The organism is Kitasatospora sp. NPDC101157 (assembly GCF_044768255.1).
Lineage (GTDB): Bacteria > Actinomycetota > Actinomycetes > Streptomycetales > Streptomycetaceae > Kitasatospora.
Genome location: NZ_JBIWPL010000010.1, coordinates 134,372 through 158,299, shown reverse-complemented (window position 1 = coordinate 158,299; position 23,928 = coordinate 134,372). Strand labels below are relative to the sequence as shown.

Annotated in this window: 24 protein-coding genes; 12 read left to right on the top strand and 12 right to left on the bottom strand. The window is 73.2% G+C overall.

The features are described 5' to 3' along the window. Positions 1–141: 141 nt before the first annotated feature. On the bottom strand, positions 142–1,416 hold the full coding sequence (locus ACIRVF_RS21620; RefSeq protein ID WP_402819985.1) for a substrate-binding domain-containing protein: 1,275 nt from the start codon (positions 1,414–1,416) through the stop codon (positions 142–144). A 490-nt stretch (positions 1,417–1,906) separates the two neighbouring features. On the opposite strand from ACIRVF_RS21620, the gene ACIRVF_RS21615 reads away from it, so the two are divergent. The 4 genes from ACIRVF_RS21615 to ACIRVF_RS21600 all read left to right on the top strand — a co-directional run bounded on the left by ACIRVF_RS21615 (position 1,907) and on the right by ACIRVF_RS21600 (position 8,153). Next, positions 1,907–2,668, top strand: a complete 762-nt coding sequence (locus ACIRVF_RS21615; protein WP_402819982.1) for a CoA transferase subunit A — start codon at positions 1,907–1,909, stop codon at positions 2,666–2,668. A 4-nt stretch (positions 2,669–2,672) separates the two neighbouring features. Continuing rightward, the gene (locus ACIRVF_RS21610) at positions 2,673–3,470 is read left to right on the top strand and encodes a 3-oxoacid CoA-transferase subunit B (protein ID WP_402819979.1); all 798 of its coding nucleotides are present in this window, start codon (positions 2,673–2,675) and stop codon (positions 3,468–3,470) included. Positions 3,471–3,924: 454 nt separating this feature from the next. Beyond that, positions 3,925–6,186 carry a glycosyltransferase family 2 protein gene (locus tag ACIRVF_RS21605; RefSeq protein ID WP_402819976.1) on the top strand — a complete coding sequence of 754 codons (2,262 nt, stop codon included), beginning with the start codon at positions 3,925–3,927 and terminating at the stop codon, positions 6,184–6,186. 107 nt (positions 6,187–6,293) lie between these two features. Beyond that, the gene (locus ACIRVF_RS21600) at positions 6,294–8,153 is read left to right on the top strand and encodes a galactose oxidase-like domain-containing protein (protein WP_402820233.1); all 1,860 of its coding nucleotides are present in this window, start codon (positions 6,294–6,296) and stop codon (positions 8,151–8,153) included. A gap of 66 nt (positions 8,154–8,219) precedes the next feature. Here the strand turns inward: ACIRVF_RS21600 and ACIRVF_RS21595 are convergent, their stop codons facing one another. From ACIRVF_RS21595 to ACIRVF_RS21580, 4 genes are all read right to left on the bottom strand, one after another. Next, positions 8,220–9,116 (bottom strand): glycoside hydrolase family 6 protein, encoded by an 897-nt coding sequence (locus ACIRVF_RS21595; protein ID WP_402819973.1) that lies wholly within the window; start codon positions 9,114–9,116, stop codon positions 8,220–8,222. 514 nt (positions 9,117–9,630) lie between these two features. Continuing rightward, positions 9,631–10,308: a uracil-DNA glycosylase gene (locus tag ACIRVF_RS21590; protein WP_402820230.1), complete on the bottom strand. Its 678-nt coding sequence runs from the start codon at positions 10,306–10,308 to the stop codon at positions 9,631–9,633. Positions 10,309–10,437: 129 nt separating this feature from the next. Next, positions 10,438–11,622 carry a low temperature requirement protein A gene (locus ACIRVF_RS21585; protein WP_402819970.1) on the bottom strand — a complete coding sequence of 395 codons (1,185 nt, stop codon included), beginning with the start codon at positions 11,620–11,622 and terminating at the stop codon, positions 10,438–10,440. Positions 11,623–11,715: 93 nt separating this feature from the next. After that, positions 11,716–12,495 carry an HAD-IIA family hydrolase gene (locus tag ACIRVF_RS21580; RefSeq protein WP_402819967.1) on the bottom strand — a complete coding sequence of 260 codons (780 nt, stop codon included), beginning with the start codon at positions 12,493–12,495 and terminating at the stop codon, positions 11,716–11,718. A 262-nt stretch (positions 12,496–12,757) separates the two neighbouring features. Here ACIRVF_RS21580 and ACIRVF_RS21575 point away from each other — a divergent pair, with 262 nt between their 5' ends. Beyond that, positions 12,758–13,846 (top strand): Gfo/Idh/MocA family oxidoreductase, encoded by a 1,089-nt coding sequence (locus ACIRVF_RS21575; protein WP_402819965.1) that lies wholly within the window; start codon positions 12,758–12,760, stop codon positions 13,844–13,846. 19 nt (positions 13,847–13,865) lie between these two features. Here ACIRVF_RS21575 and ACIRVF_RS21570 read toward each other — a convergent pair whose 3' ends face one another. Together ACIRVF_RS21570 and ACIRVF_RS21565 are read right to left on the bottom strand one after the other, a co-directional pair. After that, positions 13,866–14,288, bottom strand: a complete 423-nt coding sequence (locus ACIRVF_RS21570; protein WP_033355086.1) for a type II toxin-antitoxin system VapC family toxin — start codon at positions 14,286–14,288, stop codon at positions 13,866–13,868. After that, positions 14,281–14,565 (bottom strand): type II toxin-antitoxin system Phd/YefM family antitoxin, encoded by a 285-nt coding sequence (locus tag ACIRVF_RS21565; RefSeq protein ID WP_402819961.1) that lies wholly within the window; start codon positions 14,563–14,565, stop codon positions 14,281–14,283. Before ACIRVF_RS21565 ends, ACIRVF_RS21570 begins: the two co-directional genes overlap by 8 nt. Positions 14,566–14,698: 133 nt before the next feature. Here ACIRVF_RS21565 and ACIRVF_RS21560 point away from each other — a divergent pair, with 133 nt between their 5' ends. Continuing rightward, entirely contained in the window at positions 14,699–14,992 is a 294-nt protein-coding gene (locus tag ACIRVF_RS21560) for a DUF6412 domain-containing protein (protein ID WP_030290731.1), read from the top strand. Positions 14,993–15,098: 106 nt separating this feature from the next. Then, positions 15,099–15,791, top strand: a complete 693-nt coding sequence (locus ACIRVF_RS21555) for a YidC/Oxa1 family membrane protein insertase (protein WP_402819958.1) — start codon at positions 15,099–15,101, stop codon at positions 15,789–15,791. A gap of 61 nt (positions 15,792–15,852) precedes the next feature. On the opposite strand, the gene ACIRVF_RS21550 is transcribed toward ACIRVF_RS21555, so the two are convergent. Both ACIRVF_RS21550 and ACIRVF_RS21545 read right to left on the bottom strand, forming a co-directional pair. After that, entirely contained in the window at positions 15,853–16,542 is a 690-nt protein-coding gene (locus ACIRVF_RS21550; RefSeq protein WP_402819955.1) for an HAD family hydrolase, read from the bottom strand. Positions 16,543–16,575: 33 nt separating this feature from the next. Next, on the bottom strand, positions 16,576–17,142 hold the full coding sequence (locus tag ACIRVF_RS21545) for an NUDIX hydrolase (protein WP_402819952.1): 567 nt from the start codon (positions 17,140–17,142) through the stop codon (positions 16,576–16,578). A 265-nt stretch (positions 17,143–17,407) separates the two neighbouring features. Between ACIRVF_RS21545 and ACIRVF_RS21540 the strand changes: the two genes are divergently transcribed. Both ACIRVF_RS21540 and ACIRVF_RS21535 read left to right on the top strand, forming a co-directional pair. Beyond that, positions 17,408–18,175 carry a CDP-alcohol phosphatidyltransferase family protein gene (locus ACIRVF_RS21540; protein ID WP_402819949.1) on the top strand — a complete coding sequence of 256 codons (768 nt, stop codon included), beginning with the start codon at positions 17,408–17,410 and terminating at the stop codon, positions 18,173–18,175. A 257-nt stretch (positions 18,176–18,432) separates the two neighbouring features. Continuing rightward, the gene (locus ACIRVF_RS21535) at positions 18,433–18,969 is read left to right on the top strand and encodes a hypothetical protein (protein ID WP_402819946.1); all 537 of its coding nucleotides are present in this window, start codon (positions 18,433–18,435) and stop codon (positions 18,967–18,969) included. A gap of 13 nt (positions 18,970–18,982) precedes the next feature. Here ACIRVF_RS21535 and ACIRVF_RS21530 read toward each other — a convergent pair whose 3' ends face one another. Next, a complete protein-coding gene (locus tag ACIRVF_RS21530) occupies positions 18,983–19,396 on the bottom strand; it encodes an ArsR/SmtB family transcription factor (protein WP_402819943.1) in 414 nt (137 codons plus the stop codon). Between the two features lie 111 nt (positions 19,397–19,507). Between ACIRVF_RS21530 and ACIRVF_RS21525 the strand changes: the two genes are divergently transcribed. Then, positions 19,508–20,497: a zinc-binding alcohol dehydrogenase family protein gene (locus tag ACIRVF_RS21525; protein WP_402819940.1), complete on the top strand. Its 990-nt coding sequence runs from the start codon at positions 19,508–19,510 to the stop codon at positions 20,495–20,497. A 210-nt stretch (positions 20,498–20,707) separates the two neighbouring features. Then, positions 20,708–21,544: an NmrA family NAD(P)-binding protein gene (locus ACIRVF_RS21520; protein WP_402819937.1), complete on the top strand. Its 837-nt coding sequence runs from the start codon at positions 20,708–20,710 to the stop codon at positions 21,542–21,544. A gap of 75 nt (positions 21,545–21,619) precedes the next feature. Here the strand turns inward: ACIRVF_RS21520 and ACIRVF_RS21515 are convergent, their stop codons facing one another. Further along, entirely contained in the window at positions 21,620–22,552 is a 933-nt protein-coding gene (locus ACIRVF_RS21515; protein ID WP_402819935.1) for a zinc-binding dehydrogenase, read from the bottom strand. A gap of 78 nt (positions 22,553–22,630) precedes the next feature. Here ACIRVF_RS21515 and ACIRVF_RS21510 point away from each other — a divergent pair, with 78 nt between their 5' ends. Next, positions 22,631–23,329 (top strand): TetR/AcrR family transcriptional regulator, encoded by a 699-nt coding sequence (locus tag ACIRVF_RS21510; protein ID WP_402819932.1) that lies wholly within the window; start codon positions 22,631–22,633, stop codon positions 23,327–23,329. A 9-nt stretch (positions 23,330–23,338) separates the two neighbouring features. Here the strand turns inward: ACIRVF_RS21510 and ACIRVF_RS21505 are convergent, their stop codons facing one another. Then, the gene (locus ACIRVF_RS21505; RefSeq protein ID WP_402819929.1) at positions 23,339–23,893 is read right to left on the bottom strand and encodes a GNAT family N-acetyltransferase; all 555 of its coding nucleotides are present in this window, start codon (positions 23,891–23,893) and stop codon (positions 23,339–23,341) included. Positions 23,894–23,928 lie beyond the last annotated feature (35 nt).

Genomic DNA, 23,928 nt, shown 5'->3' with positions numbered 1-23,928 from the left:
GACGCGGAGAGGAGGAACGCGGAGAGGAGGAACGCGGAGAGGAGGAACGCGCCATGAACAAGTGTCGGGCCGAGCCTGGAGAAGCAGCGCCTCGGGAAGTGGAGGCCGGAGGCGTGGAGGCGGCGGGAGCAGGCATCGGGGTCAGCCCGCCATCGGGGTGACCGGGGGCGCCGCCTCGTCGGCGGTCAGGGTCTTCTCCACCGAGGGCTTGGCAGCGGCCCCGATACCGGTCAGCCTGACGTGGAACATCGGCTGGAGGAGGGCGTGGTCCTCGGCGCGGACCGTGGTCCGGCCCTTGACCCCGTCGAAGCTCCACCCCTCCAGCGCCTTGACCAGGGCCGAAGTGTCGTCGGCGGAGCCGTGGTTTGCCTCGACGGCGTGCACGATCATCTGGGCTGCGGTGAAGCCGTCCGGGGTGAAGATGTCGGGCTTGCCACCCCCGGCGGTGACGGCCCCGGCCATGGCCTTCTCCACCGGGGTGCCGGCGGCGCCGTCGAAGTAGTGGTTCAGGAAGGAGATCTTTTCGCCCGCCGGGCCGAACAACGGATAGGAAGCGGCCAGGTCCAGGCCGGTGACGACCTTGGTGTCCGTGAAGACGTCCTGCTGGTTGAGCGCCGTCCACAGGGCCGACGCGGAGTCGCCGGCCCAGGCGACGAACAGCAGGTCGGGCTTGGCGCTCTTGGCCTGGGTCGCGAAGGGGGTGAGGTCGGTGGCGCTCGGCGGGGCGAGCACCTGTTCCACCGTCGCGCCCTGGGCGCCGAGTACGGCCTTCACGGCGGCCACGTTGGCCTGCCCGAAGGCGTTGTCCTGAGCGAGAACGGTGACCTTCCTGCCCTTGGCGTCACCGATGAACGAGGCCGCCGTCCTGATGTCCTGGTAGGACTGGCGGCCGGAACGGAAGGTGTACTTGTTCAAGCCGGTGATCTTGTCGGCGGCGGCCGGACCGCTGATGAAGAGCACCTTGTTCTGTGAGGCGATCGGACCGACCTGGAGGGCGACACCGGAAGCGGTGGAACCCGCCAGGACCTTGTAGCCCTTACCGATCAGGTCCTTGGCGGCGGACACCGCCTTCGCCGGGTCGCCCGCGTCGTCCTGCTCCTCGAACTCGATCTTGTGCCCGTCGACCTCGCCGGTGCCCTTGGTGGCGTAGCTCAGACCGGCCCTGAAGCCGTCCAGGTACTGCTTTCCGTAGGCGGCGAGCGGACCGGTCTTGGAGTAGACCAAGCCCACCTTGACCGGTGCCTTCGCACCACCACCGCCCGGCGAGGCGGTGCCGGCGGTACCGGCCTTGGCGCAGCCTGCGGCGAGCAGGACACACGCGGCAACTGCGGCGAGCTTCCGGGCCGGGCCGCCGGTCAGGGCCTCGTCCGGGTGTGCGCCGGAGGCGGTCCTGGTGGGGACTGTGGTGCTGCGCATGTGACCGACTCCTGAGGGTGCGGCGGGGTGGATGCCGGAACCGTAGGTGTGCGGTGGGACCGGCGACATGTGCCCGGTCGACGTAGCAGCCGGCCGCGATGTGGCTCCGGTCGACATACCACCCGCCCGACGCCGCGCTCCGAACCTCCGGATGTGGACCGCCGACACGGGTCGGCGCCCACCCATGGCGGTGACCGCCATGGCTGCGGTGCCGCGCGTCCGGCGACGGTGGAAAGGGTGCGGTGCCCGGGGGTACGGCTCCCGGCGGGCACTGCTCCCGGCCGACCGGCCCCGCTTCGGCCAGCGCTCTCGGCCAACCCCGCTTCGACCAACCCCCCTCGGCCAACCCCGCTTCGACCAACCCCCCTCGGCCAACCCGCTGCGGCCAACCAGCTTCGACTGGCCCGCTGCGGCCCGCCGCAGCCGGCGACGCCACAGCCCCCGCGTCCTCCCCTCCCCTCTCCCTCCCACATCCCCATGAGGTGATCCCTTGGACAAGGTCCTCGACTCCCCCGCCGCCGCAGTCGGCGACATCCCCGACGGCGCGGTGCTGGCCGTCGGTGGCTTCGGCCTCTGCGGTATCCCGAGCACCCTGATCGATGCCCTGTTGACCGCCGGCACCACCGGCCTGCGCGTGGTGTCCAACAACTGCGGTGTGGACGGCTGGGGGCTCGGCCTGTTGCTGCGGGCGGGCCGAATCGCCCGGATGACCTCCTCGTACGTCGGCGAGAACAAGGAGTTCGCCCGGCAGTACCTCACCGGGGAGCTGGAGGTGGAGCTGACCCCGCAGGGCACGCTGGCCGAGCGGCTGCGGGCCGGCGGTGCAGGCATCCCGGCGTTCTTCACCCCAGCCGGGGTCGGCACCCAGGTCGAGGAGGGCGGGCTGCCCTGGCGCTACGCGGCGGACGGCTCGGTGGCGCTGGCCTCACCGCCCAAGGAGGTGAGGGAGTTCGGCGGGCGCCGGTACCTGCTGGAGGAGGCGATCACTGCGGACTTCTCGCTGGTCCGGGCGGAGGTGGCGGACCGGCACGGCAACTGCGTGTTCCACGCGGCCGCCCGGAACTTCAACCCGCTCTGCGCGGCGGCGGGCCGGGTCACCCTGGTGGAGGCGGACCGGATCGTCGAACCGGGCGAGCTGCCCCCGGACGCGGTGCATCTGCCCGGGGTGTACGTCGACCGGGTCGTGGCCGCCGACCCCGAGGACCGCCGCATCGAGCGCCGGACCGTCCGCCCCGCCCTCCAGGAGGTCTGAACCGATGCCCGCCCCCAGCGACACCACCCTCGCAAGCACCACCACCAGCACCGTCCCCGGTAGCCCCGGTAGCCCCAGCACCCCTGTTCCCGCCGGCACCCCCGTTCCCGCCCGCACCCCCGTTCCCGCCCGCACGAGCGCCCCACCCCGAACGAACACCCCAGCCCCGCTCGACCCCCGCAACGACCTGGCCGCCCGCGCCGCCCGGGAGTTGTCCGACGGGCAGTACGTGAACCTGGGCATCGGCCTGCCCACCCTGATCCCCGACCACCTCCCGCCGGGCGTCCACGTGGTTCTGCACTCGGAGAACGGCGTCCTCGGCGTGGGTCCGTATCCGGTGGAGGGCACCGAGCACCCCGACCTGATCAACGCGGGCAAGGAGACGGTGACGGTCGAGCCCGGGGCGTCGTACTTCGACTCCGCCTTCTCCTTCGGCATGGTCCGGTCCGGCCGGATCGACGTCTCGGTGCTCGGTGCGATGCAGGTGTCCGCCTCCGGGGACCTCGCGAACTGGATGATCCCCGGCCGGATGGTCAAGGGCATGGGCGGCGCGATGGACCTGGTGCACGGCGCCCGGCGGCTGATCGTGGTCATGGAACACACCGCCCGGGACGGCTCGCCGAAGATCGTCCGGGAGCTCTCGCTCCCCGCCACCGGCAGGCGGGTCGTGGACCGGATCGTCACCGATCTGGCCGTCGTCGACGTGACCCCGGAGGGGCTGCGCCTGGTGGAGACGGCCCCGGGTGTCAGCCCCGCCGAGGTGCGGGCGGCCACGGATGCCACCCTCCTGCCGCCGTTCTGACCGTACGCCGCACGCCGTTCCCGGAATTCCGCCGTATTAGCACCATCACGAGCCATGGTGGCCGGGAACCGTGCCATCTTCACGCTTGAGCGGTGATCGTGGCGCGGAGCTGTTGCCATCGGCGTTACGCTCCGGGAGAGTTGAGCAAGCCATGGATCCCACCGCATCCGGAGGGGAAGCTGGACGGTGCGCCGGGATCCCGCATTCGAAGCCGCCGCGCAGGCCCACAACCGAACCGGTCGCACACACTCCACGTGCCGGGTTCCGCTCAGTGGATTCCCGGCACCGGAGTGCGTGTCGGACAGCCCGGAAACTGCGGACGGACCGCAGTTCACCGGGCCGTCTTTCTGCACCGGTCAGTGTTCTGGCGGGGCCGTGTCCCGTCCGGGCGGCTGCGGAGCAAGGCGGGCAACGCCGAGCACAGCACCGCGCAAGACTCCGGGGGGAGCACGCCATGACCAAACCGTCCTCGCGCCGAGGGGACGCCGCACCGGATGGCCGAAGCCAGGGCCACGAGGCGGTGCTTCGCGACGAGCCGGTGCCCGAGGCCCCGTACGACTACGGCCACTTCAGCCGCCTGGCCGGCCCGGCGGTCGATCCGGACGAGGACCGCGAGCTCGGCGGCGGTGTCTACGTCCTCCATCGACCAAGCACTGCCTCGGTCACTGCCACCACCACTGTCACTGACCCGGCTCCGAACCCGACCCTGGAGCCGACTCCGAACCCGGCCCCGGCCCCGGACCCGGCCGCGGACCCGGCCAGGGAGCCGGCCACGCCGTACCGCGTCCAGTACCGCAGCCTGCTGCGCCACGAGCCGCACCGGATCCGGGCCGCCCTGCTGCTGGTGGCCGCCCCGCTGGTGGAGGTGATCCTGCTGGTCTGGCTGCTGTTACCGGAGCACTGGCCGGAGCGCCCCGACGAGACCGATGTCCTGGTGCTGCTCGGCGACAAGGTGATGATCGGGATCATCGCGGTGGTCGAGGTGTTCCGGCTGGTCAACGTCGTCTCCAACACCCACGCCACCCTGGTGGCCCGCGATCCGATACCGGTGACGCCGGAGCCCGGCACCCGGGTCGCGTTCCTCACCACCTGTGTGCCGGGCAAGGAGCCGCCGGAGATGGTCCGGGCCACGCTGGTGGCGGCCCGGGCCGTCCGGCACGAAGGCCCGTACGACATCTGGCTGTTGGACGAGGGAAACGATCCTGCAATGCGGGCCCTGTGCACCGAGCTGGGAGTCCGCCACTTCAGCCGCTCCGGCCGCCCGCACTGGAACCGGCCGAAGGGGCGGTTCCGCGCCGGGACCAAGCACGGCAACTACAACGCCTGGCTCCAGGCCCACGGCGACGACTACGACTTCTGGGTGTCCGTCGACACCGACCACGCCCCGCTGCCCGACTTCTGCGAGCGCATGCTCGGCTACTTCCGCGATCCGGATGTGGCATTCGTGGTCGGCCCCCAGGTGTACGGGAACTACCGCAGCTCCGGATCGGCCGTCACCAAATTCTCCGAGAGCCAGCAGTACCTCTTCCACGCCCTCATCCAACGCGCCGGAAACCGTTACGGCGCACCGATGTTCGTCGGGACCAACAACGCCGTCAGAATCCGCGCACTCCGGTCCATCGGCGGGTTGTACGACTCCATCACCGAGGACATGGCCACCGGTCTGGAGTTCCACCGGAGCCGGAACCCGGAGACCGGAGAACGCTGGAAGTCCGTGTACACCCCGGACGTGCTCGCGGTGGGCGAAGGCCCGTCCTCCTGGACCGACTTCTTCTCCCAGCAACTGCGCTGGAGCCGCGGCACCTACGAGACCCTGTTCACCCAGTACTGGCGGGTGCTCTGGCAACTGTCGCCCGGCCGAATGCTCAACTACTCACTGATGGTGGGCTTCTACCCGATGGCGGCGCTCACCTGGCTGCTCGGCGGCCTGTCCAGCGTGCTCTACCTGGGCTTCGGCGCCTCCGGCGTCCACGTCTCCTCGGAGATCTGGATGATGCTCTACAGCGACGCGGCCGCGCTCCAACTCCTGCTCTACACCTGGAACCGCAAGCACAACGTGAGCCCGCACGAACCGGCCGGCTCGTCCGGGGTCGCGGGCATGGTGATGTCGGCGGTCTGCGGACCGGTCTATGCGGCCTCGCTGCTCCAGGCGCTGTTCCGGGCGCGCAGCCGCTTCGTGGTGACGCCCAAGGGCCGCTCCGCCAGCACCGACCGGATCGGCACCTTCCGCTACCACCTGTTCTGGGCGCTGGTGTTCGGCGGCGCCGTCGCCGCGTCCTTCCACACCGGCTACGACCACGTCGCGATGCGCACCTGGGCCTGCATCGCCCTGGCCCTGACCGTGCTACCGCTGCTGATCTCGGCCGGCGACGCCGTCCGCCGCCTCCGCACCCGGCCCACCGCCACCCTCACCGTCACCGGCGGCCCGTCGGCCACCCCGAGCGTCGTCCTGGAGAAGCGCCGCCCGCGCCACGCCCGCCCCGCACCCACAGCCGGCACCAGCGCCAGCGCCAGCTCCGGACCCCGCACCAGCACCGGCCCTGGCACCGGACCCCGCACCGGCACCACGACGAACAGCGACGCCCCGGCGCTCAACACCCGCGCACCCGGCACCCCCGCACCCGGCACCCCCACGTTCGACGACAGTCCCACCCTCCAGCTCCGCCTGACACCCGCCCCGCCCGACCACGCCGGGAGCGGTACGCCCACCCCCTGAGCCACTCCCGCCCGCCTCCCGAGGGGAGCACCACCGTGAAGATCCACAAGGTCGGCCGCGCCAAGCGCCTCGCCCTCGGCAGCACCGTCGCGCTGACCGTCGCCGGGATGAACGCCCCGGCCGTGCTCGGCTTCGCCGGCGCCCAGTACCACCGGTACGTGATCAACCGCCCCGAGTACAAGGCGCAGTACGGCCACTGGCAGACCCTGACGCTGCCCGCCGAGTTCCGGGTCAACGCCGTCCACGCGGCGCTGCTGCGCACCGGCAAGGTGCTGATCGTGGCCGGTTCCGGCAACGACGAGAAGCAGTTCAACGCGGGCACCTTCAAGAGCCTGCTCTGGGACCCGGCGAAGAACACGTACAAGCTGATACCCACCCCGGCCGACATGTTCTGCGGCGGCCACACCTCCCTCCCGGACGGCCGGGTGCTGGTGGCCGGCGGCACCCAGCGGTACGAGAAGCTGGACGGCGCGGTGAGGAAGGCGGCCGGCGTGATGCGGGTGCGCAACGAGAGCCCAGAGCGCGCCCGCACCTTCCCCAAGGGCACCGTCTTCGTCGCCCCCAACGGCCGCGAGTACGCCAGCACCGTCGAGGTGACCGTGCCCGCCGCGACCAAGACCGGCGCCGGGAAGCAGACCGTGGTCACCGCCGGCGAGCAGCACGTGTTCGTCGAGGCGCGCGGCGAGGGCCCTGACTACGTGTCCACCTCCCCCGCGCAGTACCGGATCAAGGGCCTGACCGGCACCGACGCCCACAACCTGTACGGGCAGAGCGAGAAGCTGACCCTGGACAAGCAGGACTACCAGGGCATCCGCTCCGCCTTCGAGTTCAACCCGGACACCGAGCTCTACGAGCAGGTCACCGACATGGCGCACGCCCGCTGGTACCCGACCCTGACCGGGCTGGGCGACGGCCGGGTGGTCACCGTCTCCGGGCTGGACGACACCGGGCAGATCCTCGACGGCAACGACAACGAGGTCTACGACCCGACGTCCAAGACCTGGGCCAAGGCCCCCGACCGCTACTTCCCGACCTACCCGTCGATCTTCCTGACGGCCACCGGCAAGCTCTTCTACTCCGGTTCCAACGCGGGCTACGGCCCCGCCGGCAAGGGCCGTGAGCCCGGCGTCTGGGACCTGTCGAACAACGCCTTCCAGCCCGTCCCCGGCCTGCGCGACCCCGGCCTGACCGAAACCTCCTCCTCGGTGCTGCTGCCGCCCGCGCAGGCGCAGAGGGTCATGGTGCTCGGCGGCGGCGGGGTGGGCGAGTCCCCGCTGTCCACGGCCCGCACCGACATCGTCGACCTCTCCGCGCCCAAGCCCGTCTTCACCCCGGGCCCGGACCTGCCGGCCGGCGGCACCCGCTACCTCAACAGCGTGATCCTCCCGGATGACACCGTGTTCACCACGGGCGGCTCCAGCGGGTACCGCGGGCGGGGTGACAGCGACCTGCTCAAGGCGCAGGTGTACCACCCGGATTCCAACACCTTCAGCACCGCCGCCGAGCCCGCCGTCGGCCGCGACTACCACTCGGAGGCGCTGCTGCTGCCGGACGGCCGGGTCGCGGTGCTCGGTTCGAACCCGCTGTTCGCCGACAAGGCCGAGACCCAGCCCGGCGGCTTCGAGCAGCGCATCGAGATCTACACCCCGCCGTACCTGTACCACGGCGACCGTCCGGAGGTGACCACCGCACCGCAGTCCGCGAAGCTGGGCACCACCCTGCGGGTCGGCACCGCCCGGCCGGACGCGGTCACCACCGCCAAGCTGATCCGGCCGAGTTCGGTGACCCATGTGACCGATGTCGAGCAGCGCTCGGTCGCCCTGGACGTCACCGGGCGCACCGCCGACGGCGTCTCGCTCACCCTCCCGGGCAACCCCAACCTGCTGCCGCCCGGCTGGTACATGCTGTTCCTGACGGACGCCGCCGGCACCCCGTCGGTCGCCCGCTGGGTCCGGGTCACCGGTTGAGCCCGCGACCGCTCAGTGCACCAACGCCACTCAGGCTCACAACGCCACCGCACGCGGCACCGCCGCTCAGTGTGCCGCCGCCTGCACCAGCCCGAGCGCGTACGGCAGCCAGAACTGACCCGCCGGGGGCTCGCCGCGGCCGCACTGGCCGTCCGACTCCCCGGGGTTCTTGATCCACAGGTAGGCGTCGACCCCGGGCCGCCCGGTCTCGGTGGTCGGCGCCTCGCCGAGCGCCCGGCCCGGCGGGTTGCACCAGGAGTCCGCACCCGCCGAGCCGTTGCCGCTGCGGCTGGTGTCGATGACGAAGTGCTTCCCGCCCAGGGCGGCGGAGAGCCGGTTGCCGTACTCGACGTTCCGGTCGGTCGGGTAGAAGTTGGCGACGTTCACCGCGAATCCGTCGGCCGCGGCAATGCCCGACCTGCGCAGCGCGGCGGCCAGGTCGTCCGGGTTCTGGGCCCAGCCGGGGTTGCCCGCGTCCAGGTAGACCCGGACGTTCGGACGCCTCTTCAACTCCTGCACGGCGAAGGCCAGCAGGCCGTACCGCTCGGCGGCCAGGTCGCCCTTGACCCCGCAGCCGTCCAGGGTGTGGGCGACGGCGTCCGGTTCCAGCACCACCCAGGCCCTGCGGTCGCCGAGGGCCTCGGCGACGCCGGTGATCCAGGAACGGTAGGAGGCGGCGTCCGGGGCGCCACCGGCCGAGTACTGGCCGCAGTCCCGGTGCGGGATGTCGTACGCGACGAAGACCGCCGTCCGGCCCGCCTCGGTGGCCCGTCGGCTCACCTGGTCGGCGATCTCCCGGGCGCCCTGCTCACCGAGCCACTGGGAGGACGGCTGGGCGGCGATCCGCAACAGGGTGTCCGCCTCGGCCGACCGGCCCTGGCTGCGCAGCACGCGGACCTGCTGGGCGGCATTGGTCCGGTCGGATACGTAGAAGGCCTGCCCGGGGAGCTGGTTGAGGACCACCGGCCCGACCGACTGGCTGCCCGCGGGGGTGGTACCGGCACTCGTCCCGCCACCGCTCGAACCCGCACCGCTCGAAACTGCACCGCTCGAAACTGCACCGCTCGAAACTGCACCGCTCGAAACTGCACCGCTCGAACCGGCACCGCCCGTTCCCCCGGCGCGACTCGAACCGTCCGAACCGCTGCAGCCGGACACCGTCAGCACCACCGCGGCGACCAGCGCGGCCCCTCGGAAAGCCCCGACGCTCCGAAACGTTCCTGCCCGACGCACCCCGCGCACGTACCGCCCCTCCGAAGCCCGAAGCCGCCCCCGCCCCAGGACCGGTCCGGCGACCGGTCGGCACCAGCTAAGCACACCCGCCCGCGCCCGACGGCAGCCCTCGGTGAACGACAAGTGGCCGTGGGCGGACGGGAATCCGACCCGTCCACCCACGGCCACCTGAGGCCCCCGAGGTCGAACCCCGGCCCGGCTCCCCTCCCGCCCGGCTCCCCTCCGGTCCGGCGCCGGACCGGCGTCAGCCCTGCTTCAGGTCCGGCACCCGCCAGTCGATCGGCTCGCCGCCGAAGTCGTCCAGCGCCGTGTTGATCTGCGAGAACGGACGGCTGCCGAAGAACAGCTTGGCGGACAGCGGCGACGGGTGCGCGCCCTGCACGACCACGTGCTTCTCGGTGTCGATCAGCGGCAGCTTCTTCTTGGCGTAGTTGCCCCACAGCACGAAGACCACCGGCTCCTCGCGCGCGCTCACCGCCTTGATCACCGCATCGGTGAACTTCTCCCAGCCCTTCGCCTTGTGCGAGTTGGCCTCGTGGGCGCGGACCGTGAGCACCGCGTTGAGCAGCAGCACGCCCTGCTCGGCCCAGTGCATCAGGTAGCCGTTGTCCGGGGCGGGAATGCCCAGGTCGGCGTCCAGCTCCTTGAAGATGTTGCGCAGCGACGGCGGGGTCTTCGTCCCGGGCAGCACCGAGAAGCTCATGCCGTGGGCCTGGCCGTTGTCGTGGTACGGGTCCTGCCCGAGGACGAGCACCCGGACCTTCTCGTACGGGGTGGCCTCCAGCGCCGCGAACTCCTGGCCGCTCGGCGGGAACACCTCGTGCTGCGCGCGCTCGGCCGCCACGAAGGCCGCCAGCTCGGCGAAGTACGGCTTCTCCGTCTCGGCGCCCAGCACCTCGCGCCAGGACTCGGGCAGCTCCAGCCCCCCGCCCGCGCCGGCCTCGACCACGCCCGCCTCGACCGTGTCCGTCACGACATCTACCTCCCACACCGCGGCTGCTGCGCCGCCCGCCCTCTTACACCCCGAACGCTACACAGCCCCACCGACAACTCACTCCACGGGAGCCCGCACGGCAGGACCGGGACCGGGTGCCCGCTCCGCCCGCACCACCCGCAGGTGCTCCACGCCGTTGAGCACCACCAACAGGACCGCCAGCACTCCCAGCACCACCAGCGCCGGCAGCCGCACCATCGCGGGCAGCAGTGCCAGCACCACCACCGCCGCCGCGATCCGGGTCGTCGACACCCGGCGGAACATCATCCAGCGGGTGTACCCGAAGGTCAGCAGGTACAGCCCGCACCCGCCGTACAGCAGCGCCACCGATCCGGCGCCGAGCGCCCGCCACGGGTCCGCGACCGTCTCCTCGAAGCCGACCGCCACCCCGATCACCCCGGCGGCCAGCGCCAGGTGCCCGTACTGGAAGATCCGGCGGACCACGTCCCGCCGCGAGTCGGCGACCTCCACGGCGTGCCGCATCGCGTCCGCCGCGAACACGAAGTACTGCCACCACAGGCCGGCCGAGATGGTGAACGCGGCTGCCACCGCGGCCAGTTCGGGCACGTCCAGCCGGGCAGCGGCGGCCGAGCCGCCGATCCCGACGATCGACTCGCCGATCGCCACCAGGAGGAACAGCGCGAACCGTTCGGGCATGTGCGACGGGTGGTAGGACACGTTCGCGAGCCGCCGCCGGAACACCAGCGGCGCGGACAGGTCGCAGAGCGCGGCCGCCGCCCACAGCGCCAGCCGGGGCCCGTCCGGCAGCAGCCCGCCGACCAGCAGCAACGGTCCGCTGACCAGCACGCCCGCCCCGTACGGGCCGCGCCAGACGCCGGGGACGCGCACCAGCAGGAGCAGCAGCACCACCCGGGCCAGCCAGTACGCGGCGCCGAGCAGCACGCCCCGGCGGCCGTACGCGCCGGGGATCGCGAGCGCCATGAACAGGCCGGTCAGTCCGACCAGCAGGATGCCGAGGCGGTCGCGCAGGGTGTCCACGTCCCGGATGTTGGCCTGCACGGTGGTGCCGACCCAGCACCAGTAGACCGGCACGAACACCACCAGCGCCCGGGCCAGTCCGGTGAGGTCGTGCTGGTGGTGGAGCAGCCCGGAGACCTGGGTGATCGCGAAGACGAAGACCAGGTCGAAGTAGAGCTCAGCCCAGGTGACCCGCTTCTCCCCGCTGCCCGTCGCCTCCCCCGCCCCTGCCCCTTCGTCCGCCACTGCCCCCGTCGCACTCATCCGCGCTCTGCCTCCCCGCCCTGCGGCACACCCACGAGAGGAGCCCCGCCCCGGCGCTCGGCCGGAACGGGGCTCACGACTGCACCGCAGAGGCTAGACCAGCTCGACCAGGTCCGCGATCGACTTGGCCACCCGGGTCGGCCGGTACGGGAAGCGCTCCACGTCGGCGGCGGAGGTCAGGCCGGTGAGCACCAGGATGGTCTCCATGCCCGCCTCCATGCCCGCGACGATGTCGGTGTCCATCCGGTCGCCGATCATCACGGCGGTCTCCGAGTGGGCACCGGCGGTGTTCAGCGCCTCGCGCATCATCAGCGGGTTGGGCTTGCCGACGAAGTACGGCTCGACGCCGGTGGCCTTGGTGATCAGGGCCGCGACCGAGCCGGTGGCCGGCAGCACGCCCTCGGTGGACGGGCCGGTCTCGTCCGGGTTGGTGCAGATGAACCGGGCGCCCGCGTTGATCAGGCGGATCGCCTTGGTGAGCGCCTCGAAGGAGTAGGTGCGGGTCTCGCCGAGGACCACGTAGTCCGGGTTGTTGTCGGTCAGGACGTACCCGGCCTGGTACAGCGCGGTGGTGAGGCCGGCCTCGCCGATCACGTACGCGGTGCCGTTCGGCCGCTGGCTCGCCAGGAACTTGGCGGTGGCCAGGGCGGAGGTCCAGATGCACTCCTCGGGCACCTCCAGGCCCATCCCGGCCAGTCGGGCACTGAGGTCGCGCGGGGTGTAGATCGAGTTGTTGGTGAGGACGAGGAAGGGCTTGCCGGACTCCCGCAGCCTGCGCAGGAACTCCTTTGCGCCGGGAATCGGCGTGCCCTCGTGGATGAGGACACCGTCCATGTCGGTCAGCCAGGACTCGATGGGCTTGCGGTCTGCCACGTGCGTGTCTCCCGAAGTGTTGCAGCGTCTTGCGTGGGGCCCTGACCCGGCACAGCCTAATCCGCACAGCTGACCGGGGACAGGACGTCCCGCTGAGCGGGATACGACGCACCGCCGACGCCCCGACCACGGCCCGGCCACACCCCGGCCACGCCCCCGGCCATGGCCCGGCGGCGCCCCGACAACAGCCGTCAAGCCGCCGGGCAGCAGCCGCCCGACCGAAACCGGGAGCAACCGGACGCCTCGTGATTGAGTAGGCGACATGAATCCGCAGACCCCCCGTGCCCCGCACGACCGCCCGCTGCGCGTCGGCCTGATCGGCTACGGCCTGGCCGGCTCCGCCTTCCACGCCCCGCTCATCGCCACCACCCCGGGGCTGCGGCTGGACGCCGTGGTCACCGCCAACCCGGAGCGCCGCGAGCAGCTGCGGCAGGAGCACCCCGGTGCCCGCGCGGTCGACAGCCCCGAGCAGCTGCTCGCCGACCCGGACGCGCTGGACCTGGTCGTCATCGCCTCGCCCAACCGCACCCACGCCCCGCTGGCCCGCGCCGCCCTGCGGGCGGGCCTGGCCACCGTCGTGGACAAGCCGCTGGCCGGCACCGCCGCCGAGGCGCTGGAGCTGTGCCGGCTCGCCGAGGAGCGGGGCCTCCTGCTCTCGGTGTTCCAGAACCGGCGCTGGGACGGCGACTTCCTCACCGCGAGCCGGCTGGTGCGCGGCGGTGCACTTGGCCGGGTGCACCGCTTCGAGTCCCGCTTCGAGCGCTTCCGCCCCAAGCCCAAGCCGGGCTGGCGCGAACTGGCCGACCCGGCCGAGGTCGGCGGCACCCTGTACGACCTGGGCAGCCACCTGGTCGACCAGGCGCTCACCCTGTTCGGGCCGGTCGAGACGGTGTACGCGGAGATCGACGTGCGCCGCGACGGCGCGGTGGTGGACGACGACGCCTTCCTCGCCCTGACCCACGCCTCCGGCACCCGCTCGCACCTGTGGACCAGCGCCATCACCCCGCTGACCGGCCCCCGGCTGCGGGTGCTCGGCGACACCGCCGGGTACGTCAAGCACGGCATGGACCCGCAGGAGGCCGAGCTGCGGTCGGGCCACCGCCCGGACGGCAGCCACCCGTGGGGCGCCGACCTGCCCGAGCACTACGGCACCCTGGGCACCGACGAGTCCGCGATCTCCCTGCCCACCGACCCGGGCGACTACCCGGCGTACTACGCCGGCATCGCCGCCGCCCTGGCCGTCCCCGGCACCCCTCCCCCGGTCGACCCGCGCGACGCGGTGGCCACCCTCACCGTCCTGGAGGCGGCCCGCACCTCGGCGGCCACCGGCACCGCCGTCCGGCTGGACTGACGGCCGGCGAGCCCGGGGCTCACAAACCGATGACCTCCACCGCCGACCCCAGGCCCCGGAAGTCCGCCACGTTGCGGGTGTACAGCGGCAGCCCGTGGGCGGAGGCGACGGCGGCGATCATCAGGTCGATCCGGCGGGGGCGGGGCTGCCGTCCGGCGGCGATCGTCAGGGTGACGAGGGTCCCGTACCGGGCGGCGGCGGCCGCGTCGAAGGGCAACGGGTCGAAGTCGGCCATCGCCGCGCCCAGCACCTCCAGCCGGGCCGCCCGGCTGACCGGGTCGCGGGCCATCGAGACGCCCTGCTGGAGTTCGGCGAAGGTGATCGCGGTCAGCTCCGGCACGGCGGGCAGGTCGGCGGGGTTCAGCAGTGCCAGGTCGATGTAGACGCAGGTGTCCAGCACCCCGGCGGGCCGCCGCCGGGGTGCTCTCCGGCGCTCAGCCACGCCGCCGCTCGAACGGGTCGTCGCCCTCGTCCCCCAACAGTTCCTCGGGGCCGAAGTACTCCTCGGCCTCCTTGCGCATCTCCTGGTAGTCCACCCGCGGCAGCTTCACGTGCCGCGCCACCAGCTCCTCCGCCGTGAGCCTCCGGCGCCCGGACACCGGCCGCAGCTCCGCGACCTCGACCCCGTTCCTGGTGATGTGGAAGGTCTCCCCGGCCTCCACCGCGTCCATCACCGCGGCGGAGTTGTTCCGGAACTCCCGCTGGGTAATCGTCTTCATGGATCCACGGTAGCCCCGTGTAGCACCGGAGGCTACGGCTCGGCGAGCGCTCGCCGCTCCGCCGGGAACCCGACGCACCGTACGATCGTCCTGCTGTACGACTGGAAGCCTGGAGACAAGAGGGGCGTGTGCCGTGGGCGTCGTGGCCTTCCTGCTCGGCCTGCTCCGGATGTTGACCGGACAGCTGGTGACCGACGGCGGCGCGCTCACGTCCGTGGCCGCCGTGGCGGCCGTGGCCCTGGTGGCCGGTGCGGTCGCGGGCGCCCTGGCCGGGGCGCGGCTGCTGGGGGCACGGGCCCCGGCGGCGGTGCGCAGCGGAGTGCTGCGGCGCCGGGCGTTCCGTACGGCGTTCCTTCCGCAGCGCGATCCGGACGCCAGGGGCAGGCGACGCCCCAGGGCGCCGGGAGCGGCCCCGGCGGCCGCGTAACCCCTCCATCGCCTCACCGGCTTCCCCGGCCTCAGCGCCGTGGACCCTTCGCGGCCGTCCTCCGCCGACCACTCATGTCCTGAGACCCCGGAGGGCTCGCTCCACCATGTCCGTTCTGTCTGTTCTCGACCCGGCCGTCGCCGTCGCCCACGCCGTGGTCTCCGCCATCGCCCACCTCCTGCCGGCCGCGCTGGCGATCGTCCTGTTCGTCCTCGCCGTACGGCTGTGCCTGCACCCGCTGGCGCGGGCGGCGGCGCGCGGCGAGAAGGCCCGTTCGAAGCTGGCGCCGAAGGTCGCCGAGCTGAACAGGAAGCACCGGAACAACCCGGAGAAGGCGCGCGAGGCGCTCGCGGAGCTGTACCGGAAGGAGCAGGTCTCGCCGTTCGCGGGCTGCCTGCCGATGCTGATCCAGATCCCGTTCTTCTCGGTGATGTACCGGCTGTTCACCACCCCGAACGACCTGCTGGACCACACCCTGTTCGGGGTGCCGCTGGGACTGCACGTCGGGAACGCGCACGGCGCCGGGCAGTTCGCGGTGTTCGGCCTGCTGTACGCCGGGCTGGCGGCGGTCGGGTACGTCAACTACCGCCGGGCCCGGCGTGCGGCGGCGGCGCAGACCACCCCTCAGCCGGGAGCGGCGCTGCTGCCGTACCTGTCCTTCGTCTCGGTGCTGTTCGCGATGCTGGTGCCGGTGGCCGCCGGGCTCTACCTGCTGACCACGAGCGTGTGGTCGGCCTCCGAGCGGGCCTGGCTGTACCGGGGCACGCACCAGGCCCCGGCGGCGGCGCTGGCGCTGTGAGACCAGTGGGGCGGCGCCGACGGTTCCCGCCGGGCGCGAACCGTCGGCACCGCCCCGGGCCTCAGAAGTGGCGCAGCAGCTCAGGGAAGGCCGTGAGCTGCAGCGTCGCCTCGTCCGGGCCGAGGTCCGCGTGCTCCAGCACCCAGGTGTGCTCGTGCGGGATGAACACGGTGCGCAGGCCGGCCCGGCGGGCGGGGGCGATGTCGGACTTCGGCGAGTTGCCGATCATCCAGGTCCGGTCCGGATCGAGGCCGAGTTCGGCGGTCAGCTCCCGGTAGGTGTCCACGGACTTCTCGGCCACGATGTGGATGCCGCGGAAGTGGTGGTCGATGGCGGAGGCCGTCACCTTGGCCTGCTGCTCCTCCTGGTCGCCCTTGGTGAGCAGGAGGAGGTGGTGGCGGTCGGCGAGGGCGGTGAGGGTGGCGGCGACGCCCGCGATCAGCTCGACCTCACCGCGCCGGGTGAGCGGGGCCAGCAGCTCGTCGATCCGGGCCAGCTCGGCCGAGGTGGGGGTGCGGTCGTCGTTCAACTGCCGCAGGCAGTCCGCGAGGCTCTGCCGGAAGACGGTGGCGCCGTAGCCGAGGGCGGCGGCGTTGGCTGCCTCGATCCGGTCGAGCAACGTGCGGGCGGCCTCCCGCTCGGCCGGGGCGGCGACCCAGTCCAGGAAGCCGTCGATGACCCGCTCGAAGAGGACGTTGTTCTCCCAGAGGGTGTCATCGGCGTCGAAGATCAGGATCTGGTCGGTGTGCATCAGGGGTCCTCGGAGTCCTTGGGCGGGGGCGGTTCAGCCGAGCAGGCGGGCGGCGCGGTCGAGGGTCTCGCGGAGGTTCTCCTCGGTGGTCCGCCGCCTCGCCTCCTCGACGGTGAGCCACTCCAGCGGCGAGGCGGGGTTCTCCGGCCGGGCGTCGTCCGGGGTGCCGGTGGCCAGCAGGAAGCGCAGGTCGGCGTGTTCGTGGGCGGGCTCGACGGGCGAGGCCGGGACGGGCACCACGGCGAGGTGGACGAGGGCGGCGTCGGGCCAGGGGGTGAGGTCGGTCAGGCCGGTCTCCTCCAGGCCCTCGCGCAGGGCGATGTCCAGCGGCAGGGTCTCCCCCGGGTCGCCGTGGCCGCCCACCTGCAGCCAGGCCTGCTGGCGGACGTGCCAGCGCAGCAGCACCCGGTGGGTCGGCGGGTGGACGATCAGCGCGGAGGCGGTGAAGTGCAGCGGGGTGCCGCGGTCCCAGGCGTCGGGGGCGCCGACCAGGGCGCGGGCCCGGGCGTGGTCGGCCGTCTCGACCGGGCCCTGCGGCCGGTGGGCGGCCAGGAGCCGGGCCAGGTCGGGGCTCTGCGGTGCGGTGCCCGTGGTCACCATGGTGTGTGCTCTCCTCGTTCCGCCCCGGGCCGTGCCGCGCCGCCTCCATCGGGCCGCGTCACGACGGGGAACGCCAACGGGCTTGCGGGAAAGGGCGATCGGGGCCGGGGGCTCCGGTTCCGGTGAACCCGGGAAGCCTAGCCCGGGGGCGGTCGGGTGGCCCACCGGTTTTCTCCGCCCCCCGGGCCGTACCTGCCGGTCGGGGCGCCCGCCCGGAGGCCGTAGCCTGTGGTGATCGTTTCGGGACAGGTGGAGGGATGTCGTCATGGTGGCTGCTCCGGCGCTCGCCGAGCTGCGCGAGGTGTGCCAGCCGCAGGCCAAGCTGCAGAGCCGCAACGGTGAGCACTGGGCGGGTCGGATGTACATGCGGGCGGTCTCGCTGCGCACCACCCGGCAGCTGGTGCGCACCTCGGTCTCCCCGAACACCCTGACCTGGGTGATGGTGGTGTGCGGGGTCGGCGGCGGCGCGGCCCTGCTGATCCCCGGCCTGACCGGCGCAGTGCTGGCGGCGGTGCTGTTCCAGCTGTTCCTGCTGTTCGACTGCGTGGACGGCGAGGTGGCGCGCTGGAAGCGCCAGTTCAGCATGGCCGGGGTGTACGTGGACCGGCTCGGCGCCTATCTGGCGGACGCCGCGCTGATGATCGGCGCGGGCGTACGGGCGGCGCGCGGCGGCTCGGAGCTGTGGGTGTCGGCGGGCCTGGCGGCCGCGCTGGGCGTGGTGCTGCTCAAGGCCTCGACGGACCTGGTGGACGTGGCCCGGGCGCGCAGCGGGCAGCCGCCGGCGGACGAGGAGTCGACCCAGCCGCGCTCCCAGGGCATCGCGACGGCCCGCCGGTTCGCCTCGATCTTCAAGATCCACCGGGTGACGAACGGCATCGAGGCCTCGCTGGTGCTGCTGACGGCGGCCGCCGTGGACGCCGGGCTGCACAACCTGGACGCGACCCGGTGGACGCTCGCCGGGATCACGGTGATCACCTGGGGGATGGTGGTGGCGCACCTGGCGTCGATCCTGTCCTCCTCCCGCCTGCGGTGACACCCGGCCACGGTGACGCCCGGCTGCTGTAGTACCCGGCCACGGTGACACCCGCCTGCGGTGACGCCCGGCCACGGTGACACCCGCCTGCGGTGACGCCCGGCCACGGTGACACCCGCCTGCGGTGGCACCCGGCCGCCGCGACCACCCCGCGACGCGGGGCCGAGAAGCCCCTCCCCCACCGGGGGGAGGGGTTCCGGCGGAAACCCGTCGCCGGGCGGACGCCGGGGCGGCGGCCCGCACCGCAAGGTGGACGCATGACGACGCCCCGGCCCGCCACCGCCGTTCTTCCCCCGACCGTTCCCGCCCCGCCGCGCTGGGCGGTGCACGCCGCCCACGCGGCCGCGGTCACCGCGCTGCCGGCCGGGCTGTGGCGACTCGCGCTGGTCCTGGGCCGGCACGGCGGCTACACCGACGCGGGCTACCACGCGGTGGGCTTCACCGGCTGGGACGCCGTCTGGCCGCTCACCCTGAGCGTGCTCACCGAGGCGCTGGCGCTGCTCACCCTCGGCCTGGTCCGGCCCTGGGGCACCGTGCCGCCGCGCTGGATCCCGTTCCTCGGCGGGCGCCCGGTCGCCCCGCGCCGCGTCGTCCTGGCCGCCTCGCTGGGCGCCGCCGCACTGACGGCGCTCTGGACGCCGTTCCTGGCCTGGTGGGCGGTGCCGCACCCGAACATGACCCCGCTCGGACACCTGCTGGTCGGCTTCCTCTACCTGCCCGCGGTCGCCTGGGGCCCGCTGCTGGCGGCGGTCACCGTCTCGTACCACCGGCGGCACCGCGCGGCCGGTGCCTGACTCCGGCCAGGCCCTACTGGCCGTGCCAGGCCGTCTCGGAGCCGGGTTCGGCGTCGGGTTCCCCGCCCTCCGGCCCGCCCTCCGGCCCGCCGCCGGGCTCGTTGCGGGCGAGCGCGGCCAGGACGGTGTCGAGCAGCCCGGGGAAGCGCCGTTCCAGGTCCACCGTCCGCAGGGCGGAGAACCGGCGGTTGGCCTCCTCGCGCTGGCTGATCACGCCGGACTCGCGCAGCACCTTGAAGTGGTGGCTGAGGGTGGAGGGCGCGACGTCCACCGGGAAGGTGCCGCAAGCCCGTTCGGGCTCGGCCCGCAGAACGCGCACGATGGTCATCCGGGTCGGGTCGGAGAGCGCGTGCAGGACGTCGTACAGGTCGATCTCATCGGTCGCCGGGTGTGCGGGCGCCGGACGGCGGCGGGTGCTGCGGGGCACGGCCATACCTCCTTTGATCTGCGATGTTCGACAAACGACGAAACTAGCTGGTACCACTGTGGCCACGGCAGTTTCGCCGTTCGTCGAACATCGTAGCCGAGGGGGCCCGACATGCGCGCACTGGTGATGACCGCACCCGGTGGAGCCGAGAACTCCGAGATCCGGCAGATCGGGGCACCGCGCCCCGGCCCCGGCCAGGTGGCGATCGACGTCGCCTGGGCCGGACTGAACTTCGTGGACGTGATGGCCCGGCGGGGCGACGCCGGCTACACCGCCGAGTGGCCGTACCTGCCGGGCAAGGAGGTGTCCGGTACGGTCCGGGAGCTCGGCGAGGGCGTCACCGGGCTGGCCGTGGGCGACCGGGTGGTCGCCGCGCCCCCCGGCGGCGGGCTGGCCGAGGTCGTGGTCGCCGACGCCGTACTGACCCTGCCCGTCCCGGACGGCCTGGAGCTCGGCGCCGCCGCGGCCGCCCCGCTCGGCCTCGCCACCGCCGTCCTGCTGCTCACCGACGCGGGCCGGCTGACCGCCGGGGACAACGTCCTGGTCCACTCGGCCGGCGGCGGCGTCGGCAGCGCGGTCGCCCAGCTCGTCCCGCTGCTCGGCGGCGGGGGCACGCTGATCGGCACGGTCGGCCGCCCGGAGAAGGCCGCGGCCGCCGTCGACCTCGGCTACCACCACGCCTTCGCCCGCGACGAGAAGCTCGCCGACGCCGTCCGCACCGCCACCGGTGGCCGGGGCGTCGACCTGGTGCTCGACCCGCTGGGCACCGCCGCGCTGGAGCTCGACCTGACGGTCGCCGCGCCCGGCGCCCGGATCGTCCTGTTCGGCAACGCGGGCGGCGGCGAGGTCGACGACCTGCCCCCGCTCGGCCGCCTGATGGGCGGAAACCTCTCCGTCACCGGCTTCAGCCACCGCGCCTTCGCCGCCACCGCCCCCGAACGCCTCGCCCGGGCCATCCGCACCACCCTCGACCTGCAGGCCCACAGCGGCCTCGACATCCCGCTCACCGAACTGCCGGGCCTGGCGGCCGTACCGGCGGCGCACGACGCGATGCAGGAGGGACGGGCCACCGGCAAGTACGTGGTGCGGATGGGCGGCTGAGCCGCCCGGCGGCACCGGCCGGTCCGGACGCCCGGACGGTCGGACGGTCGGACGGTCGGACGGTCGGACGGTCGGACGGTCGGACGGTCGGAGAACGCTTGCTCGCCCCCCTCCGCAACGGCACCGGCTCACGGCCCCGGAGCTGCCGACGGGCCGGCGGAGGAGGGCTGGTGGCGGGCATAGGCCGGGCCGGGGCGGCGTTGGCCCGGCATGACCAAGACTCTGGTGATCGGCGCGAACGGCACTGTGGGCAGGCACGTCGTGGCCTCGCTGGCCGAAGGCGGCCACGAGGTAAGGGCGTTGGTGCGCAACGCGGCGGGCACCGCACTGCCCGTGGGGGTGGCTGCCGTCCAGGGTGATCTGGCGGCGCCCGAGAGCCTGGCGGCCGCGCTGAGCGGCGGGGTGGAGGCCGTCTACCTGATGTGGCCCGGGATCCCGGTGCGGCCACGGGTGGTGGAGCTGATCGCCGAGCACGCCGAGCGGGTCGTCTACCTCTCGACGGACGTACCGGACCTCGCCGACGACGAAACGCCCGTGATCTTCCACCAGGAGATCGAGCGGCTGATCCGCAGGTCCGGCCTGGCCTGGACCTTCGTCCGGGCGATCGACTTCGCCGGGAACGTGCTCGGCTGGGCCGACCAGGTCCGCGCGGGCGTCGTCCGCTGGCCGTACGGGCAGGCGCGCCGCTCGCTGGTCCACGAGCGCGACATCGCGGACGTGGCCGTCCGGGCGCTCACCGAGGACGGGCACGACGGTGCCAAGTACCTGGTCACCGGCCCCGAATCGATCGCCCACGCCGACCTGGCACGGATCATCGGCGAGGAACTCGGCACCGAGGTGCGCTGGGAGGAACTGGCGCCGGAGACGGCCCGCGAACAGCTGACGGAGGCCTGGGGGAACGCCGCGTTCGTGGAGTCCCGGCTGCGCGCCTGGGAGTCGTTCACCCGTGAGCCGGAACGGGTGACGGGCATCGTGGAGCAGGTGCTCGGCCGACCGGCCCGCAACTTCCGTTCGTGGGTGCGGGAGCACGCGGAGGACTTCCGGTAGTCCGCCGCGCGGCCCGCCCCGCCCGGGGCCCGTACGGCACACCGGGCCCCTGCCGGGGGCGGCGGAGGCCGGGACTCAGGAATCGAAGGTCAGCACCGCCTTGCCGCGTAGCCCCCCGGCGAGGAGGGCCTCGACGGCTCGCGCCGCGCCGTCCCAGCCACCGCGCCAGGTGATACCCGGGTCCAACTCCCCCGCGGCGACCCGGTGGGCGAGCCAGCCGAGGTCCCGGCCCAGGCCGGTGCAGCCGAGCAGGAAAAAGGTCACCAGGCTGCGGTCGTGCCGCTGCTGGTCGCCGAACAGGGCGCCGAACGGGAAGTCCTCCCCCTTCCCCGCGATGTGCCCGGCCGCGACCAGGGTGCCACCCTCGCCCAAGGCGCCGTAGGCCTCGACCAGTTGGGGCCCGCCGACCAGCTCGACCACGCCGTCGACCGGGCGCGAGGCCTGACCCGGAGCACCGACCACCTCGTGGGCGCCCAGCCGTTCCAGCAGCTCCCCGTTCCGCTCCGGTGCGCCGGTGGACGCGATCACGTACGCCCCCGCGGCGCGGGCGAGTTGGACGGCGTACCGGCCGACGCCGCCGGTGGCCGCCGTCACCAGCACGGTGCGGCCGAGCAGCGGCCCGAGGCGGTGCAGGGCGCGCAGGGCGGTGGCACCGGCGACCGGCACGGTGGCGAGCGCCGCCGGGTCGGCACCGGCCGGCGCGACACCGATCAACCCGGTGTCGACGGCCAGCAGTTCGGCCCAGGCCCCGGCGGGCGTCAGGGTGACCACCGGGGTCCCGGCCGGGGGGCCGGAGCCGTCGGCGGCCGCGCGTTCCACGATGCCGGCGGCGTCCCAGCCGAAGACCGTGCCGTCGGGGGCCGCGTCGAGGCCGAAGGCGATCTCACCGTAGTTGAGCGAGGTCGCGGCGACCCGGACCAGGGCCTGGTGCGGCGCCGGTTCGGGATCGGGAGCGGTGCCGAGGCGCAGGCGGCCGGGAGCCGAGCGGTCGACCAGAAGTGCACGCATGGAGGATCCTCCCGTGAATTCTGCCACTGAGTGGCACAAGCCTACAGATGGCAATCGCTGCCCGGATACACTGCCGCGATGACTCCCGAGAACCCGGTACTCCCGCTGCGCGAACGCAAGAAGCTGCGCACCCGTCAGGCGCTGATCGACACCGCGCTGGAACTGTTCGGCGAGCGCGGATTCGACCGGGTGACGCTGGACCAGTTGTGCGAGGCGGTCGAGGTCTCCAAGCGGACGTTCTTCCGCGCCTTCAGCAGCAAGGAGGACGTCGCGGCCGCACCCACCCAGGACCTCTGGACGGCGTTCCTGGAACTGCTGGAGGTCCACCCGCCGCAGGGCCGCCCGCTGGTCTCGCTCTACGAGGAGGTGCTGGTCGAGGCGATCGACCGGATGCCGAGCGGGATATGGGCCCAACGCGTCCTGGCGAGCCGGAGACTGGCCGCCAGGACACCGTCGATGGACGCCCACGGGCTGGCCTTCTGCAACCGCGTCAGCCGGGAGGCGGCGGCGCTCACCGCGCGGCGGTTCACCCTGGACACCGCCCAGAAGGGTACGGCCGAGGAGGGCGTCGCCGAGGAGGGCGTCGCCGCCCTGCGCGTCCGGCTCGCGCTGGACATGCTGGTCTCCGCCTTCCACCAGGCCCTCGCCGCCTGGGTGGCCCAGTCCTCCGGACACACCCGCGAGGACCTCACCCGCCGCCTCCGGGCAGCCTGCGCCGAACTCCCGGGCGCCCTCGCCGCGACGGCGGAGCCGCGCGACGGGGACGCCGCGCGTTAGCGGGCCGCGTCAGTCCCGCTCGACCGCGAGCTCGATCTCCCGGGCCGTCCCGTCACCCGGCACCGGCACGGACACGCCGGAGTGCTTGAAGCCGGCCCGCACGTACATCGCCTCGGCGCGCGCGTTGTCCTCGTGGACGTACAGCCGGACGCGCTGGAGCCGGGGCTCGGTGAGCGACCAGGCCCACTCCTGGGCGGCCTCGATCAGTTCGTGCGCGAGGCCGGTGCCGCGCGCCTCGGGGCGGACGTAGACGCCGACCACATGGGCCTGCGGGACGGTGATGACGTCGCCGGCGAGCGCGCCTTCCGCGCCGGGCCGCTCGACCAGCACGGTCATGGTGCCGAGCCAACGCCCGTCGGCGGCCTCGGCGACCGCCTGCCACACGGACTCGCCCTCGGCGGCCCCGGCGGTGCGCTCCTGCCAGAACTCGTCGGGCCTGCTGGAGGCGTTCTCGTAGGTGTCCAGGAAGGCGAGGTGCGCGATCGGGTCCTGCAGCGCGGCGAGGCGGATCTCCTTGACCCGCTCCCATTCCCCGGTCCGTATCCGTCTGATGATGGTGCTCATCGCACGATCATCACGAGCCCTCGACCGCGGCGGCA

What these genes read in the sequence shown, in the direction of transcription:
- ACIRVF_RS21545 (WP_402819952.1), bottom strand. Translation starts at nt 17,142, where the DNA reads ATGGTGACCACGGGCACCGCACCGCAGAGCCCCGACCTGGCCCGGCTC.
- ACIRVF_RS21550 (WP_402819955.1), bottom strand. Translation starts at nt 16,542, where the DNA reads ATGCACACCGACCAGATCCTGATCTTCGACGCCGATGACACCCTCTGG.
- ACIRVF_RS21575 (WP_402819965.1), top strand. Translation starts at nt 12,758, where the DNA reads ATGAATCCGCAGACCCCCCGTGCCCCGCACGACCGCCCGCTGCGCGTC.
- ACIRVF_RS21505 (WP_402819929.1), bottom strand. Translation starts at nt 23,893, where the DNA reads ATGAGCACCATCATCAGACGGATACGGACCGGGGAATGGGAGCGGGTC.
- ACIRVF_RS21540 (WP_402819949.1), top strand. Translation starts at nt 17,408, where the DNA reads ATGGTGGCTGCTCCGGCGCTCGCCGAGCTGCGCGAGGTGTGCCAGCCG.
- ACIRVF_RS21605 (WP_402819976.1), top strand. Translation starts at nt 3,925, where the DNA reads ATGACCAAACCGTCCTCGCGCCGAGGGGACGCCGCACCGGATGGCCGA.
- ACIRVF_RS21525 (WP_402819940.1), top strand. Translation starts at nt 19,508, where the DNA reads ATGCGCGCACTGGTGATGACCGCACCCGGTGGAGCCGAGAACTCCGAG.
- ACIRVF_RS21585 (WP_402819970.1), bottom strand. Translation starts at nt 11,622, where the DNA reads ATGAGTGCGACGGGGGCAGTGGCGGACGAAGGGGCAGGGGCGGGGGAG.
- ACIRVF_RS21610 (WP_402819979.1), top strand. Translation starts at nt 2,673, where the DNA reads ATGCCCGCCCCCAGCGACACCACCCTCGCAAGCACCACCACCAGCACC.
- ACIRVF_RS21620 (WP_402819985.1), bottom strand. Translation starts at nt 1,416, where the DNA reads ATGCGCAGCACCACAGTCCCCACCAGGACCGCCTCCGGCGCACACCCG.
- ACIRVF_RS21515 (WP_402819935.1), bottom strand. Translation starts at nt 22,552, where the DNA reads ATGCGTGCACTTCTGGTCGACCGCTCGGCTCCCGGCCGCCTGCGCCTC.
- ACIRVF_RS21535 (WP_402819946.1), top strand. Translation starts at nt 18,433, where the DNA reads ATGACGACGCCCCGGCCCGCCACCGCCGTTCTTCCCCCGACCGTTCCC.
- ACIRVF_RS21555 (WP_402819958.1), top strand. Translation starts at nt 15,099, where the DNA reads ATGTCCGTTCTGTCTGTTCTCGACCCGGCCGTCGCCGTCGCCCACGCC.
- ACIRVF_RS21520 (WP_402819937.1), top strand. Translation starts at nt 20,708, where the DNA reads ATGACCAAGACTCTGGTGATCGGCGCGAACGGCACTGTGGGCAGGCAC.
- ACIRVF_RS21565 (WP_402819961.1), bottom strand. Translation starts at nt 14,565, where the DNA reads ATGAAGACGATTACCCAGCGGGAGTTCCGGAACAACTCCGCCGCGGTG.
- ACIRVF_RS21600 (WP_402820233.1), top strand. Translation starts at nt 6,294, where the DNA reads ATGAACGCCCCGGCCGTGCTCGGCTTCGCCGGCGCCCAGTACCACCGG.
- ACIRVF_RS21510 (WP_402819932.1), top strand. Translation starts at nt 22,631, where the DNA reads ATGACTCCCGAGAACCCGGTACTCCCGCTGCGCGAACGCAAGAAGCTG.